General features: G+C 39.1%; 13 protein-coding genes and 1 pseudogene. 10 read left to right on the top strand and 4 right to left on the bottom strand.

The window, feature by feature from the left end:
- The first annotated feature begins 49 nt into the window (after positions 1-49).
- From KTI78_RS11895 to KTI78_RS11865, 7 genes and pseudogenes are all read left to right on the top strand, one after another.
- On the top strand, positions 50-1,240 hold the full coding sequence (locus tag KTI78_RS11895) for a PLP-dependent transferase (protein WP_262446211.1): 1,191 nt from the start codon (positions 50-52) through the stop codon (positions 1,238-1,240).
- A gap of 43 nt (positions 1,241-1,283) precedes the next feature.
- The gene (locus KTI78_RS11890) at positions 1,284-2,831 is read left to right on the top strand and encodes a helicase HerA-like domain-containing protein (protein WP_224993466.1); all 1,548 of its coding nucleotides are present in this window, start codon (positions 1,284-1,286) and stop codon (positions 2,829-2,831) included.
- A gap of 18 nt (positions 2,832-2,849) precedes the next feature.
- A pseudogene (locus KTI78_RS11885) lies at positions 2,850-2,974 on the top strand (hypothetical protein).
- 2 nt (positions 2,975-2,976) lie between these two features.
- Positions 2,977-3,741, top strand: coding sequence for a globin domain-containing protein (locus KTI78_RS11880; RefSeq protein ID WP_016142973.1), 765 nt, complete (start codon positions 2,977-2,979; stop codon positions 3,739-3,741).
- Positions 3,742-3,829: 88 nt separating this feature from the next.
- Entirely contained in the window at positions 3,830-4,267 is a 438-nt protein-coding gene (locus tag KTI78_RS11875; protein ID WP_239967803.1) for an RrF2 family transcriptional regulator, read from the top strand.
- Between the two features lie 100 nt (positions 4,268-4,367).
- Positions 4,368-5,144: a ribosome biogenesis GTP-binding protein YihA/YsxC gene (gene yihA / locus KTI78_RS11870; protein WP_016142971.1), complete on the top strand. Its 777-nt coding sequence runs from the start codon at positions 4,368-4,370 to the stop codon at positions 5,142-5,144.
- Between the two features lie 124 nt (positions 5,145-5,268).
- Complete coding sequence (locus KTI78_RS11865) at positions 5,269-6,219, top strand: metal-dependent hydrolase (protein WP_082183844.1); 951 nt, start codon at positions 5,269-5,271, stop codon at positions 6,217-6,219.
- Between the two features lie 43 nt (positions 6,220-6,262).
- On the opposite strand, the gene KTI78_RS11860 is transcribed toward KTI78_RS11865, so the two are convergent.
- Complete coding sequence (locus KTI78_RS11860; protein WP_262446219.1) at positions 6,263-7,528, bottom strand: dicarboxylate/amino acid:cation symporter; 1,266 nt, start codon at positions 7,526-7,528, stop codon at positions 6,263-6,265.
- A gap of 109 nt (positions 7,529-7,637) precedes the next feature.
- Positions 7,638-8,510, bottom strand: a complete 873-nt coding sequence (locus KTI78_RS11855) for an acyl-CoA thioesterase (protein WP_016142968.1) — start codon at positions 8,508-8,510, stop codon at positions 7,638-7,640.
- Between the two features lie 276 nt (positions 8,511-8,786).
- Here KTI78_RS11855 and plsB point away from each other — a divergent pair, with 276 nt between their 5' ends.
- Complete coding sequence (plsB, locus tag KTI78_RS11850) at positions 8,787-11,360, top strand: glycerol-3-phosphate 1-O-acyltransferase PlsB (RefSeq protein ID WP_016142967.1); 2,574 nt, start codon at positions 8,787-8,789, stop codon at positions 11,358-11,360.
- A gap of 42 nt (positions 11,361-11,402) precedes the next feature.
- Here the strand turns inward: plsB and KTI78_RS11845 are convergent, their stop codons facing one another.
- Positions 11,403-12,386, bottom strand: a complete 984-nt coding sequence (locus KTI78_RS11845; protein WP_262446210.1) for a putative solute-binding protein — start codon at positions 12,384-12,386, stop codon at positions 11,403-11,405.
- Positions 12,387-12,465: 79 nt separating this feature from the next.
- Positions 12,466-13,281, bottom strand: coding sequence for an NAD-dependent epimerase/dehydratase family protein (locus KTI78_RS11840; RefSeq protein ID WP_262446209.1), 816 nt, complete (start codon positions 13,279-13,281; stop codon positions 12,466-12,468).
- Positions 13,282-13,301: 20 nt separating this feature from the next.
- On the opposite strand from KTI78_RS11840, the gene recG reads away from it, so the two are divergent.
- Both recG and KTI78_RS11830 read left to right on the top strand, forming a co-directional pair.
- The gene (recG, locus tag KTI78_RS11835; protein WP_262446208.1) at positions 13,302-15,347 is read left to right on the top strand and encodes an ATP-dependent DNA helicase RecG; all 2,046 of its coding nucleotides are present in this window, start codon (positions 13,302-13,304) and stop codon (positions 15,345-15,347) included.
- On the top strand, positions 15,340-15,969 hold the full coding sequence (locus tag KTI78_RS11830; RefSeq protein WP_224993453.1) for a ComF family protein: 630 nt from the start codon (positions 15,340-15,342) through the stop codon (positions 15,967-15,969). Before recG ends, KTI78_RS11830 begins: the two co-directional genes overlap by 8 nt.

The following is a 15,969-nucleotide window of genomic DNA, read 5'->3' as shown; positions in this document are numbered from 1 at the left end:
AGTTTAAATTTCTCTTAATCTAACTTTATCATTTAACACACAACGCACTATGAAAAAGCATAACGATTTTCAAACTCGCCTCATTCATGCCCCAAGAAAGGCTCCGCAACTCATTGAAACAGTGCAACCTCCCTTATTTCGTGCATCAACTATTATTTTTAAATCAACTTCGCACCTTTTTGATCGTCATTGGACTGACCCTTATGACTATAGTTATGGAACCCATGGCACCCCTACTACCTTCACTTTAGGCGACAATATTGCGCAAATTGAAGGTGGATTGCATTGTTTACTTGCACCGAGCGGTTTATCAGCAATTAATATTGTGAACTCAGCTTTTTTAAGTACCAATGATGAAGTATGGGTTCCAGACAATATTTATGGACCTAATCTCGAACATCTAAATTACCTACAAGATCAATATGGGATTATCGTTAAAGTATATAACCCAATTGATGCATCAAGCTTTCAGCCAACCGATAGAAGCAAACTGCTATGGCTAGAAGCTGCGGGCTCCGTTACCCTAGAATTCCCCGATCTTAAAAATCTAGTCAAAAAAGCTAAAGAACATGGTGTTTTAACAGCTCTTGATAACACTTGGGGAGCTGGGCTTGCATTTAATGCTTTTAATTTTTCTGATGAACATCTGTCAGTCGACTTAACTATTCATGCACTCACCAAATATCCAAGCGGTGGGGGTGACATCTTAATGGGCAGCATTGTAACTCGTGATGAAAAACTGCATCACCGCCTATTCCGTACGCATGCCATTTTAGGTATTGCAGTTTCGGGAGACGATGCAGCACAGATTCAACGTAGCCTTGCTCATATGTCTTTACGCTATGAAAAACAGTCAGCCAATGCCTACACTCTACTTAAATGGCTAAAGAATCAACCTCAATTTGCACAAGTTCTACATCCAAGCGATGAGAACGCCCCAGGCCATCAGTACTGGCAAGAAATCTGCACAGATGGTCAAAGTGCTGGTTTAGTCAGTGTCATTTTTAAAGCTGAATATGATATTAAAGCAGTACGTCGCTTCTGCGATGCATTGGCTTTATTTAAGCTCGGGTTTAGCTGGGGAGGACCTGTTAGCCTGATTATGCTTTATGATTTAAAAATGATGCGAAAACTTAAAAATACACATTTACAACAAGGATTATTGGTTCGATTCTGTATAGGACTAGAAGATCCGCAAGATTTAATACAAGATATCGAAAACGCACTGAAACAACTGTAAAAACGACAAGATCATAGTGACTCGAACCACAGGATAAAAATATATGGGTACACCGATTGTTATTGCTAAAAATATTAATGACACATCCAAAGAAATTGTTTTACTTTCCCAGTTTGCTAACCGCCATGGACTTATTGCAGGCGCCACGGGTACAGGTAAAACAGTTACGTTAAAAGTTCTAGCAGAGAGTTTCTCTCGAATTGGTGTACCGGTATTTCTTGCCGATGCTAAAGGTGATGTTTCGAGTCTCGCAAAAGCGGGAGAAGCTTCAGATAAATTTAATGAACGATTAAAGCTTTTACAAATTGATAGTGTTCCTTTCGCAGCTAATCCAGTTGTTTTTTGGGATTTATTTGGTCAGCAAGGTCATCCTATCCGAACCACTATTTCTGAAATTGGGCCAATTTTATTGGCTCGCATGCTCAATTTAAACGATACTCAAGAAGGTGTGCTCTCTGCTGTATTCCGCATTGCAGATGACCAAGGTCTACTATTAGTCGACTTTAAAGATTTAAAAGCCATGATTACGTTTGTTAGCGAACATGCAGCCGAGTTTAAAGCTGAATATGGCAATTTATCTCCAGCAAGCCTAGGCGCTATTCAGCGCAATTTACTAGCCCTTGCTGATCAAGGTGGAGAGCAATTTTTCGGCGAACCTGCTTTAAATATTTTAGATTTTATTCAAACTGATGCAAATGGGCATGGCTACATTAATATTCTTGCGGCTGACAAGCTCATGAATACACCTAAACTATATGCCACTTTCCTTTTATGGATGCTTTCAGAGTTATTTGAGCAGCTTCCAGAAGTCGGTGACATGGATAAACCTAAACTCGTATTTTTCTTTGATGAAGCTCACTTATTATTTGATAATGCCAGCCAAGCACTCCAAGACAAGATTGAACAAGTTGTACGTTTAATCCGCTCTAAAGGAGTAGGTATCTATTTCATTACCCAAAATCCACTCGATTTACCTGAAAGTGTTCTGGGGCAACTTGGTAATCGCGTTCAACATGCCCTACGCGCATTTACCCCTAAAGATCAAAAAGCGGTAAAAACTGCAGCAGATACTTTCCGAGCTAATCCAAACTTTAAAGTTGATGAAGCAATTACGGAACTTGGTGTTGGTGAGGCACTCATTAGTTGCCTAGATGAGCAAGGTACTCCACAAATTGTAGAACGCGGTTGGGTCATGCCTCCGTACTCTGCATTTACACCAATCACTCCCGAAGAGCGCCAAACCCTAATCTCGCAAAGCATTATTGCTGGTGTATATGAACAAGCTGTAGATCGTGATAGTGCCTATGAAATGCTACAAAATAAAGTTGCTGAACGCGAGCAGCAACAACAAAATGCCGAAATTGCTAAACAACAAGCAAAAGAACAAGAAACTTTAGCCAAACAACAAGTTAAAGAGCAAGAAAGATTGGCACGTGAACAATTAAAAGAAGAAGAACGAGCAGCACGTGAAAGAGCCAAGCTGACCCAAGACATTGTTGGAACTTTTGCAAAAAGTGCAGCGCGCAGTTTAGGAGGAAGTACAGGCCAAAAACTCGTACGAGGCCTACTTGGTTCGTTATTTGGAAAATAAAAAAATTTTAATAAAACTGTGTTAATACTAGGGGATTTTATATCCCCTAATTTTTTTATGGTTTTTCTCAAAAAGTTATTGCCATTAATTTTTTAAAGATGTATTTTAAATACATCTTATACAGCCAGATAAATAAGGTCTAGCCATGACTCCACAACAAATTGAACTTGTTAAATCTACCGTACCTGTTTTACGTGAACACGGCGTTACGCTAACTACATACTTTTATAAGCGTATGTTGAATAACAACCCTGAATTAAAAAATGTTTTCAACTTAGATGATCAAACTAGCTTACGCCAGCCACGCGCGCTTGCAGCTGCGGTTCTTGCATATGCAGAAAATATTGAGAACCCTAGTGTGCTCGCTAAAGCTGTAGAACGCATCACCACTAAACACGTGAGCTTAGATATTCAGCCTGATCAATATGCAATTGTTGGTGACAACCTACTTCATTCAATTAGTGAAGTACTCAATGTGCCATTTGAATCAGAACTTATCGAGGCATGGAAGCAAGCTTATCTACAATTAGCAGACATTTTAATTGGCGTTGAAAAACAAAAGTATGAACAACTTGAGAGCTTAAAAGGTGGATGGGCTGGCTGGCGCTCATTTGAGATTACACAAATTGATCCTCTTGAATCTGGCAAACGTTTTACTTTAAAAGCAACTGACCATGAGGACGTATTAACTGGTCCAGCCAATGCTTTTATTTCGGTTAAAGTACAAGTTCCAGAGCAACAACTTGAACAACCAAAAGCTTTTAAATTTACAGAAGCTCAAGAAAATAACTCATATCACTTCGATGTTCAGCCTGAAGAAAACCATACTGAGTTTTCGGTGGCTAATATTTTACTTGAGCATTACAGAGTGGGTGATCAAGTGCAGGTTTCAGCTCCTTTAACGCTGTAATGTAAAAACCTCTTGCCTGAAAGTTTTCTTATTTAAACTTTCAGGCTAAGATGATCATCCTTTTTATTCTCTTCCATTTTTGGTGATCATGCAGCTTAATAAATTTACCGATTATGCATTACGAATATTAATGTATGTTGCACGCCCAAGTGATGCACCCTACACGATTGCAGAAATCGCGAAAGATTTGCATGTTTCACAAAACCATCTGGTTAAAGTTGTTCACTTTATGGGCAAACAAGAATGGATTATTACCATTCGTGGAAAAGGTGGTGGAATACGCTTAAACCCAGATGCACTTAACTCAAATTTAGGTTCAATTGTTCGAATATTACAGGGTGATAATCAAATCGTTGAGTGCAATACCCCCCCTTGTGTATTACGCAGTCACTGTGGTTTAAAAGGTATTTTAGATCAAGCTCTAGAGAGCTTTTATCAAAGCCTAGACCAATACACACTCGGAGAAGTTTTGCAGCAATCAAAATCTGCTCCTGCTCACTCTCCTATTGCCTTTTTAGAAATCTAACTTGGATTAATTTTCATAAGTTGATTTATTGAAAATTAGCAAGAATACCCAAGCTCCTTTATACTAGGTGCGAGCCCTCTCATTTAAAAAGTTATTTTTTATGCGTCGTAGTGAAAAATCGAAAGACACCAAAGCCAGACTCGCACCAAAGCAAAAGATCAGCTATGAAAAGAAACCAGACCCAGCGATCACGGAATATGCCGTGCAATCACTAAACTGGTTACGCCAAGCTGAATTTTTAATGAGTGCTCCTAAATTGGCACTTTGTGTTGAAGATAGTGGCTACGAGATTGCTTTTGCTGGGCGCTCAAATGCTGGTAAATCTAGTGCTATTAATGCCTTAACCAATAAAAAACAACTCGCACGTGCCTCAAAAAAACCAGGCCGTACACAGATGATTAACTTCTTCAGTCTAGGTAACCCTGATCAGCGTTTAGTCGATCTTCCTGGCTATGGCTATGCAGCTGTACCTGAAGATATGAAACGAGTATGGCAAAAAGAATTAGAGAACTATCTCATTCATCGTAAAAGCTTACAAGGCTTAGTATTACTGATGGATATTCGCCATCCATTACAGCACTTCGACATGATGATGCTAGAGTGGGCTTATTCACGTCATCTTTTTGTTCATATCCTTCTAACAAAAGCAGACAAACTTAATCGTGGTCCAGCAAACAAAGTGCTATTAGAAGTTAAGCAGCAGCTGAAAAAAATGAAGCTTGATTTCTCGATTCAACTTTTCTCATCACTTAATAAATTAGGTTTAGAAGAGCTAGCAAGTGTTATGGCTGGACGACTACATTTTACGCTTGATCAAGAACCAGAATTTGATGTCGATGCGATTCCTGAAGCCACCGATGAGGACGCTGAAAGTTAAATTGTCATAGCAGATACAATTTCTTCATTAAATTTATATTCAAATTGGCCCCTATTGCTAAACACAAATGTAGGGGCTTTTTTTATACTCGTTATAACTTCATCGAGTTAAAAATCAGGACTAAATGATGAAATTGTTATCTTTTTTGAAGAACAAGGCTTTAGGTTCTTCTATTGACTATAAAATTCTTCCCCGTAAAGTAAAATTTGACTGGAAAGATACCCCTGTTGACTGGATTCCAAATCAGCCTTTCGCCAGTTATTTTATTAATGAAATTAATAATATTTTACCTGCCGGAGAATTCTGGTTTTGCCGTTTGTACAATAAAGTTTTACCGCAAATTAAAGATGAAAAACTTAAACAGGATGTACAAGCATTTATCCGCCAAGAAGCTATGCATGCCAATGCGCATACTTCTGCCAATAAAGAATATTTAAGTGCACGTAATATTGATATCCAGCGAAATCTGGACATTATGAATTATCTATTTACGACCGCCTTAGCAGATAAACCCTTTGATAAAGAAGTCCCTCAATTTCTACAAGAACAATGGGACCTTTTCCGTTTAGGCGTTATTGCAACCGTCGAACATATGACTTGTGTATTAGGAAAATATGCACTCTATAACAAGCGTTGGGAAGAGTTAGGCGCTGACCCCGAAATGGTCGATCTAGTGAAATGGCATGGTTCAGAAGAAATTGAACACCGTACCGTTGCTTTTGATTTATATCGCCATCTTGGTGGTGGCTATATTCCACGCTACTATTTAAGTCTTGCAGTGATTGTACTGGTACTTGGATTATGGGTAGATGGCGCTGCACATATTATGAAACAAGATCCACGTTTTGCTGATGCAGCTAAATCCAGATTTTTCCCAGTATGGGTTGCTGTAGAATGGCTTAAGATTAGTCGCAAAGATAACCAAGTGCTACCAAATCCATTTTGGCTGATTGCCCAACAAATTGATTACCTCATGCCTTGGTATGATCCAGTTAAAGAAGGCAGCACTGAAGATGCGGTAAGTTATTTATCTCAATCTCCAGCAGCAAAAAGAGCCGAACTTCAAGCCGCTTAAAAATAAAAAAGCAGGATTTTAAATCCTGCTTTTTTATAGGAGATTAGACACTGATATCTTTATCTTTTGTATAACGATCTACAACGACACTAATCATCATATCTCCTTGCACATTGACCACTGTTCTTACTGTATCTAATAGACGATCAATCGGAAGTAAAATCGCAATTGCCTCAGCTGGCAAACCTACCGATTGTAAAACCATAATCATGGTGACCATACCCGCACTCGGAATTCCAGGTGCACCAAGTGATGCAATCATTGCTGTTAAGCACACGATAATTTGTTGTGTCAGGTTTAAATCTAGTCCCACTAAATTTGCCACAAAGAGTGCAGCTGCAGCTTCATATAGTGCAGTACCATCCATATTAAGCTGCGTACCTAAAGGAATCACAAAGCCCGCTGTTTGAGGGCGCACACCTAAGTTTTCTTGTGCGCATTTCATACTAAGCGGCATCGTGGCAGAGCTAGAACTGGTAGCAAATGCAGTGATCAGCGCTGTACGTGTTCCTTTGAAAAAAGTCCAAGGACTCATACGACCAAAAATCCAAAGTAGTAGCGGTAAAACAACAGCGCCATGAAAGATAGTAGTCCCCGTTACGACAACAGCAAACTCAGCCAAACGACTTAATACCGAAATATCTTCCGTTGCCATTAACTTTGCCAATAGAGCGAAAATACCTAAAGGTGCCAGCTTCATCACCCAGCCGACTAACATCATCATTATTTCAAAAAACTGATGACTCAATACGCGAATACTTTTGAAACGCTCACCGCCATGGACTAGCGCAACACCAACAAATAATGCAAACACCACAACCGCTAAAACGTTACCGTCACTAAACGCTTTAAATGGGTTGATTAATGTATTTTGAATAAAATTGGTGAAAAAACTTGCAGGGTTTAAACTATCGGGCGCCTGATAATTTTGCATAGACGTTTGGAAAATAGAAATATCTATACCGCGCCCTACTTCAAATAGATGAGCACAACTTATACCTAAAATTAAAGCCAAAGTTGTTGTGGTCAAACAACATAAAAAGGTAATTTTCCAGACTGGACCTAACTGCCCTCCCGCCTGCAAATTAGAGACACCCACAACAATCGAGCTAAAAATCAAAGGCACCAACAACATTTTAAGCAGCCCAATAAAGACACTACTTAATATGCCTAGCCCATATAAACTATGTTTTACAAACGCAGTATCGGGATACAACGTTAATAAGAAACCAAAGGCTAAGCCTAAAATGGCAGCAATAAGAATTTGTGTGTTTAAGTTCATATCAGCATTATTTTTTTCAGTTGGCAATCCTTTTGCAAATATGACATGAGCTTGCTTTTCATACGAGCAATTTTTTGTCACATCGTTTCAATTAAAAATAAAAAAGCCATCTGATGAGATGGCTTTATAAATGAGTTTATTGCGTTTCAATTTCCCGCAAACGAATTAAACCCTCTTGCACGGTACTGCAAACAAGTTGGCCATTTTGCCACATACGGCCAAAGTTTAAACCGCGAGAAGCTGCGCTGACTGTTGCTTCCATATCGTAAAGCATCCATTCATCAGCGCGTAGCGGACGATGGAAATAAATTGCATGATCAATACTTGCACACTGCAAACTTGGAGAAATATAGCTGAGCCCATGCGGTCTTAAAGCCGTTGTCATTAAGGTAAAGTCTGAATAAAACGCAACAATTGCTTGATGCAGAGCAATATCATCTAATTGTTTTGGAATACGGTCATGTGTGCGGATATAGTGCGCATTATAAGGAGCTTCAGGTTGCGGTTGAAACGGATTTACCGGATCAATTGGGCGAATCTCTACGTGGCGCTCACGCATAAAGCTAGCGCGAACATTTTCCGGTACGAAGTTTAGAATACCTTCTTTGAGTTCATTTTCAGATTTAAGAGTCTCTGGTGCAGGGTAGTCTGGTTCTTGATGTTGATAATTCAGACCTTCTTCTGGATTAGCAAAAGAAACCATCGCCGAAAATATAACTCGCCCATGCTGAACTGCACGAACCTGACGGCTTACGAAACTCTTCCCATCACGTAAACGGTCTACTTCATAGATAATTGGGGCATTAATATCGCCACCATATAAAAAATATGCATGTAAAGAATGCGCGGGACGATCAGTTGTATAAGATGCCGCACGTAAAGCCTGACCCAAAACCTGTCCACCAAAGACACGTTTACCGACAAGATTACGGCTTATGCCACGGTAAATATTTTCTTCTAGCTTTTCTAAAGTAAGAAGATCGACAAGTTCTTGGGTTAACGCATTCATGAGAGATACCTTCATATTTCAGGTAAAAAATCGTATTAAAGTACAGATGTGTAGAATCTATTGTGCCATAAAAAGCTATTTGAACATGGAACAATCAGTCAACTTCTGACGAACATTGCTCATATAACAGCTAAAAATACGATTTTTAACGATAAAATATGCCAAAAGCATTATAATTTATAAGAAAGTAGCATATTGTTTTTTTTAATAAATGCCGCAAAATAATTACCCTCTGCATTTGGTGCTGGGATTTGTCTTTAAGAAGTAGGAGTTCTTATGTCCAAGAGTGGGTTTGGTCAAATGTATCGTCGGCTTTCGAGTAAACTACTTGACCTCGTGGTAACACCACATGTTCTTGGGGAAGTTCCTACTGAACCAGTATCAGAAACAACAGAAACAGAAGCAAAGACTGAGCGCCAAAAAGTGGTTTGCTATGTCTTGCAAAACCATTCTAGAAGCAATGCTTTAGTGGTTGATGGGGAAACGCGTCGTTTAAATTTAAAACCTGCGTTAGATCCATTAGTTGTTGGCGCTCATCAGGAAAAAGCATCAGTTTTATTTTTACAGCACAATGATGAAAATAATTTACTGAATCCGCCTCCTCATGCTTTTCCACCACGCTTAATAAAACTGATTGAAGTTTTACAAGAAAATCCTGAACTTGATATAGAACTTGTTCCGGTTACAGTTTTATGGGGCCGTTCGCCAGATAAAGAAGATTCTTGGTTTAAATTATTATTTTCCGACACATGGGCAACGCCAAGCACAGTTAAGCAGTTGGTTAATATTGGTTTGCATGGTCGTCAGTCTTATTTAGAGTTTCATGAACCGCAATCGCTACGTGAATTGGTTGAATATGCCCAGCAGCATTATCCAAATCTTTCACCAGCAACTTATATTGTAAGTACGTTAAATGATTATTTAGACCGTCAGCGTGAAGTGGTGCTAGGTCCCGATTTATCGGATCGCCGTAATGTCATGCAGTCAGTCGTAAAATCTCGTGATGTTCAAGAAGCAATCCGCCGTGAAAGTATTCGCGGAAAAGTGAGCATGCTTGAAGCGGAACGCCGTGCGATTGGTTATGTGAATGAAATCGTATCGGATTATTCACATTCAGCAGTGCGCTTTGCTGACCTTGCCTTAACGCGCTTATGGACTCAGCTTTATGACGGCGTAGAAGTACATAACTTTAGTACAGTTCGTGAGCTGGCAAAAGATTATGAAGTTGTCTACACACCTTGCCACCGCAGTCACATTGATTATTTATTATTGTCGTATGTGATCTATAAACGTGGATTGATGGTTCCGTATATTGCTGCGGGTGATAACTTAAACTTACCATTTGTTGGGCAGCTTTTACGTGGAGGTGGTGCATTCTTTATTCGCCGTTCTTTCCGCGGTAATGGCCTATACACCACTGTATTTAAAGAATACTTATATAGCATCTTGTCACGTAATACCCCACTTGAATACTTTATTGAAGGTGGACGTTCACGTACAGGACGCCTATTACCGCCTAAAACCGGTATGCTTGCCATGACAGTTCACAGCCATTTACGTGGTCGTGCTAAACCAATCGTTTTCTTACCAACATATATTGGTTATGAACGACTCATGGAAGGCTCAACTTACGTAGGTGAAATGCAAGGTAAGCCAAAAGAAGCCGAATCTATTTTTGGTATTGTAAAAACCTTACGAAAAATTGAACGTATCTTTGGTAAAGTCCATGTAAACTTTGGTGAACCTGTTTTCCTTGATGATCTGCTTAAGCAACATAATGCAGAAAACGTTTACATCGAGAAAAATGACGACCCAATCCCTCAAGCTGTTTCAGATGCGGTAAATAGCTCTGCACACGCAATTTTAGAAAATATTAACCGAGCGGTGGTCATTAACCCTGTCTCTTTACTTTCTATTATTTTGCTTGCAACGCCAAAGCATACGCTTGATGAAGAAATCTGTATTAAGCAACTAGAAGCTTATCGCAACTTGGCATCAAACTTCCCATATGACCAACGTATGGAAGTAACGCCACTTTCTGGTAAAGAAATTATTGCGTATGGTTTAAAGCTTAAACTTATCAAACGAGTTCAGCATGCGCTTGGCGATATCATTGCGATTGAAGATAATCAAGCCGTTCTTTTGACCTACTTCCGTAATAACATTTTGCACGCCTTTGTTTTACCTTCATTGGTGGCTTCACTTGTTGAACATAATGGAAAAATCAGTCGTTCAGATTTAACCAATGTCATCTATACGCTCTATCCATTCTTGAAAGCTGAGTTATTCCTTAAATGGAAGAGTAGCGAGCTTAAGGCACAAATTGAGCAATATGCTGATGCGTTAGTTCAATCAAACCTTATCCAACAAGACGATGAAGGTAACCTGATTAGCTCTGCACCAAATACAGAAGAACATAATCAGCTTGTTGTTTTAGCTACTCCTGTTAAGCAAAGTCTTGAGCGTTACTACATGACGCTTGCACTTATTACTCAACGCGGTTCGGGGAATATTTCTGCGAAACAAGTTGAAGAGTTAAGTCATTTACTTGGACAACGTTTGTCAGTTCTCTATGAATTTAATTCGCCAGAGTTCTTCGATAAAGCTTTATTCCAAAGCTTCTTAAAAGTACTTACACAGCAAAATTACATTCGTACTAACGATCAAGGCCAAATTGAGTTTGATGATAACTTCCGTCAAATGGCTGCTGGCGCACAGTTGGTGCTTGATGAAGTAACCTTGCAAATGTTGCAGCACATCACGACCTTTACTGACGAAGAGTTAAAGGATGCTCTTGAAGCAATGGCCTCTCAACAAGCTAAACGTCGCTTAAAACGTAAAAAAGCTTAAAGTCTTCAGACAAAAAGGCAACCTCGGTTGCCTTTTATTTTATTAACGAATTGGACATTCAAAATAACGTGGATCATCCATACAACGCAAACGTTTCATAAGTTGAACAAAATAAGCATCGTAGTAACCTGAAAGGACGTACTGATTACGTATTTTGGCAACCATTACGTCATAACTTTGTTTTTCATAAAAAGAGACATCCACCCAATAATAAGCAGGTAAATGATTTTCCCATTGTGTCGCACGGTTAGTTAGCAATTGGCTATTCTGAACAAACCATCCCCGAATTTTTCGGCCAAAATTAGCAGGATAAGCTTGCGGTTTAATAATTAAATTGACCCCAAAATATGCCAAAGGAAAATTGATAACTTGAGTATCTTGTCCAAATTCTTTTTGTAAGTTATATGGCAATAAGCCATACACTGGGGCAGGAACAATATCGATTTTATTTTGCTTAAACTGCACAATCGCGTTAGATAAATCAACATAAACTGGCCGAGCTCCTACACTTCGTACCAATGCTTGTTGCGGTGGATTATTGGGTAGCACACCAATACGTTGATTTCTTAATTGAGCGACTCTAGAGAGTTTCTTATTTTTTAGAACCATGTAAGCAGTACCAATTGGAATCATTCCTACAGCTTCATAGTCCTTAGAAACCAGTCTTTTCTCAATTGTAGGGTGATTTAAAAGCTGCAAGAAGCTTTTGGCTGTACGATTATTAGGAATTAGTCCTATACCCGCAGTACTCCCCATAAACTGGTTATAACGATAAGTATTGAAATTGGATGCAGCTAGACCTGAACATTTCCCATCATCAAAAGCTTGTATCGCCTGCTGTTCTTTTTGATAGGTAACTACTTTAAATTTGACTTGATATTGCTGGGCATATAGCCGAATGTCATTTAAACGGCGAGTAATATCCCCTTGGGACCCAATAGGATCATATGCACACCACACCTGATCCTCAGCCCAACTCGCAACAGCTACTACGCTCAAAATCAGAGCTAAACAAATTTTTTTCACTTTCAACCTTTTTATCTTTATCGGCAATTTGACTGCCTCATCAGGTATTTCTGTTCTTATTTAAAGTTTAATCAAAATTTTATTTAGTACCATGAACATTTAAACATAATAAATAGTCATTAAAGCAAATTGGATGCTCTAACTGAAAACCCGTTGCTGGCAAATGTTTCGCATAAATTCTTTTACCTGAAATTTGGCTTGATTCCAAAGTTAGCTCTGGCAATCCTAATTGTTTTTGAAACCAGACTATAACTTCATGTAATGGTAATGGCTGGTTATTCGTCACAATATAGCTCGCTTGATGAGTTTCGTAGTCAGCCATAAAAGCTAAAAATCTTGCTAAATCATCAATATGTATTCGATTGCTATAATGTATGTTTGGATAACTTCGACTATTTTCAGCCATTTTCTTTAAACGGGCAATAGAAGTTCCATAAATACCAGTAGGGCGAACAATTACACATTGCGCTGGATAATGTTTCTGCCAGAGTAGTTCCATATTACGTAATATATGGCCTTGTTCATCACTTGGATGAATTTCACTAAAATCATCAATGATCTCCCCCGCATTTTCACCATAAACCCGTGTCGACGAAACAACGATTATTTTTTTTACTGGATGTATTTTTAATGCTTCTCGAATCGGTTCAATACTATCTACATAAGTGTGCTGGTAGCCCTCAACCGTGCTCTCGTTTGGAGAAAGTAAAATATACACGATATCTACAGGATCAATTTTACTTAAATCAAGCGAAAAAATATCTTGGACAAGATGTGTTGCGTAACTATCCGTTTTTACACTACGACTGATTGTGGTAATTTGATGTTCTTTCTCAAATAGTTGTTTAGCAACACGCTGAGATGTTTTACCATAACCGATAAATAATATATGCATAGAAAACTCGTTGAGGGGACATGACTTCAGTCCATCAGTTACAAGGCGTTGGATCGGCTTCAGCAGCCCTGCTCGAAAAACTAAATATTTTTACCACAGATGATTTACTGTTTCATCTGCCACGTGATTATGAAGACCGAAGTACGATTATTCCAATGAATCAACTTGTGGTTGGTCGGAGCTATTTGCTCGAAGGTGAAGTCAAATCAATTGACTTTCCTCCGGGAAAAAGAAAATCCATGGCAGCCTTGGTGCAAGATGAATTTGGTAAAGTCACCTTACGCTTTTATCATATTTATAAAAACCTGACTGATAAAATAAAACCTGGTCATCGCTTACGTATTTTTGGTGAAGTTCGTGTAGGTGCTCGCGGCCTTGAGATGTATCATCCCGAAATTCAGCTCATTCATGAACATACACCTCTACCAGAAACTCAACTGACAGCAATTTATCCAAGTACGGATGGGCTGACTCAGCCTAAATTACGCGAATACGTTAAACAAGCTTTAAAGCATCATAGTGATGCTCTACCAGAGTTACTCCCAAAACAATATACCAATGGCTATGCGCTGAAAGAGGCTTTGTATTACATTCATGAGCCTCCCGTTGATGCCAATATGCTTCAATTGGCCCAAGGATCTCATCCTGCGCAGCAACGGCTTATTTTTGAAGAACTAGTTGCTCATCAAATTAGTTTACTTAATCGCCGTGCTTATATTCGTCAAATTGCATCACCTGCTTTTTCAAGCAGCAAAATATTAGCTAAAAAGCTATTAGAAGCTTTACCTTTTCAAATGACCAATGCACAAAAACGTGTATCTAAAGAAATTTTAAATGACTTAAAACAGCACCAACCTATGCTACGCCTAGTGCAAGGTGACGTAGGTGCTGGAAAAACCTTAGTTGCTGCTGTGGCCGCGTGCCATGCTTTAGAAGCCAATTGGCAGGTTGCATTAATGGCGCCTACTGAAATTCTGGCAGAACAGCATTATTTGAATTTTAAACGTTGGTTTGAACCATTAGGCGTTACAGTAGCATGGTTGTCTGGTAAACAAAAAGGTAAAGCTCGCGCTCAAGCAGAACAACAAATTAAAGAAGGTCACGCAGAACTTATTGTGGGTACTCATGCCTTATTTCAAGACAATGTTGGTTTTGCCAAATTAGGACTCGTAATTATTGATGAACAACATCGCTTTGGTGTAGATCAGCGTTTAGCTCTACGTAATAAAGGTGCTGAGCAGTTCACCCCACATCAACTCGTCATGACGGCCACTCCCATTCCAAGAACTCTAGCAATGAGTGCATATGGTGATTTGGACACATCAATAATTGACGAGTTACCTCCGGGCCGTACTCCAATTCAAACGGTTACCATTCCTCTTGATCGTCGAGAAGAAGTACTGCAACGTATTGCTTCAAATTGCAGAGATGGAAAACAGGCGTATTGGGTATGCACACTAGTTGAGCAGTCTGAGACTTTAGATGCTCAAGCAGCAGAAGCCACCTATCAGGAAATGAAAGAACGCTTTCCTGAACTCAACATTGGCTTGGTGCATGGCAAAATGAAAGCTGACGAAAAGCAAGCTGTTATGCAAGCATTTAAAAATAATGAATTACAACTTCTTATCGCGACAACGGTCATTGAAGTTGGAGTCGATGTTCCTAACTCCTCTATCATGGTGATTGAAAATGCTGAGCGCTTGGGCCTTTCTCAGTTACATCAATTACGTGGTCGTGTAGGTCGAGGCGCTCAAGCCAGCTTTTGTGTACTTCTATATAAAACGCCTCTTTCACAAAATGGGCAAGAGAGACTTTCTATTTTAAGAGAAAGTAATGATGGCTTTGTGATTGCAGAAAAAGATCTAGAGTTACGCGGACCAGGTGAATTACTAGGGACTAAACAAACTGGGGATATGGGATTTAGAGTTGCTCGGTTAGAGCGAGATGATCACTTACTGAGTCAAGCTCACTATGTAGCACAGCAAGTTTTAAAAGATTATCCAGAACAGGCAGATGCTCTATTAAAGCGCTGGCTTCCTGAGGCACCTCGCTACGCCTATGTTTAGTTTTTTAAACGTCCAACATCTTATTCAGTTATTTTCACCTTGCTCATTGTGCGAGTTAGGTGCGCGAGAAAAATATTCACTTTGTAAAGACTGTTGGGAACAGCTGCCTTGGCTTAAACAAACGATTCAACGTAATAATCAATCTGTTCTTGTGGCCTGTGACTATGCTTATCCAGTTAACCGGATTATTCAGCAGTTTAAATATGAGCAGAAATTACATTATCAAATCTTATTAGGGGAAATTTTAAAACAATTAAAATTTCCTAAAGTACAAGCTATCGTACCCATGCCTATTTCCAATCAACGTTTAATTGAACGTGGTTTTAATCAGTCATTATTACTTGCCAATATTTTAAGCAAACACTTAAAAATACCCGTTTGGCAACCAATTCACCGTTTAAACGAACATTCTCAAAAAGGTCTTTCTCGACTAGAACGTTTTGAAAATATAGAACAACAATTTATACCTCATCATAAAGAGAAACGACGTTATCGCCGTGTTCTCATTATTGATGACGTGATAACCACAGGAAGCTCTATTCATGCGCTCAGTCAAGCCCTTCAACAATTAGGCTGCACATCTATTCACATGGCTTGCCTAGCAGCAACACTAAAGAATTAG

It is taken from the genome of Acinetobacter sp. WU_MDCI_Abxe161 (assembly GCF_025514355.1).
GTDB lineage: Bacteria > Pseudomonadota > Gammaproteobacteria > Pseudomonadales > Moraxellaceae > Acinetobacter > Acinetobacter pittii_E.
The sequence above is the reverse complement of the archived record's forward strand: the minus strand, read 5'-3'. Positions and strand labels throughout refer to the sequence as shown.

Coding starts and splice junctions, on each gene's coding strand:
- KTI78_RS11895 (WP_262446211.1), top strand. CDS start 50: ATGAAAAAGCATAACGATTTTCAAACTCGCCTCATTCATGCCCCAAGA.
- KTI78_RS11890 (WP_224993466.1), top strand. CDS start 1,284: ATGGGTACACCGATTGTTATTGCTAAAAATATTAATGACACATCCAAA.
- KTI78_RS11880 (WP_016142973.1), top strand. CDS start 2,977: ATGACTCCACAACAAATTGAACTTGTTAAATCTACCGTACCTGTTTTA.
- KTI78_RS11875 (WP_239967803.1), top strand. CDS start 3,830: ATGCAGCTTAATAAATTTACCGATTATGCATTACGAATATTAATGTAT.
- yihA (WP_016142971.1), top strand. CDS start 4,368: ATGCGTCGTAGTGAAAAATCGAAAGACACCAAAGCCAGACTCGCACCA.
- KTI78_RS11865 (WP_082183844.1), top strand. CDS start 5,269: ATGATGAAATTGTTATCTTTTTTGAAGAACAAGGCTTTAGGTTCTTCT.
- KTI78_RS11855 (WP_016142968.1), bottom strand. CDS start 8,510: ATGAATGCGTTAACCCAAGAACTTGTCGATCTTCTTACTTTAGAAAAG.
- plsB (WP_016142967.1), top strand. CDS start 8,787: ATGTCCAAGAGTGGGTTTGGTCAAATGTATCGTCGGCTTTCGAGTAAA.
- KTI78_RS11840 (WP_262446209.1), bottom strand. CDS start 13,281: ATGCATATATTATTTATCGGTTATGGTAAAACATCTCAGCGTGTTGCT.
- recG (WP_262446208.1), top strand. CDS start 13,302: ATGACTTCAGTCCATCAGTTACAAGGCGTTGGATCGGCTTCAGCAGCC.
- KTI78_RS11830 (WP_224993453.1), top strand. CDS start 15,340: ATGTTTAGTTTTTTAAACGTCCAACATCTTATTCAGTTATTTTCACCT.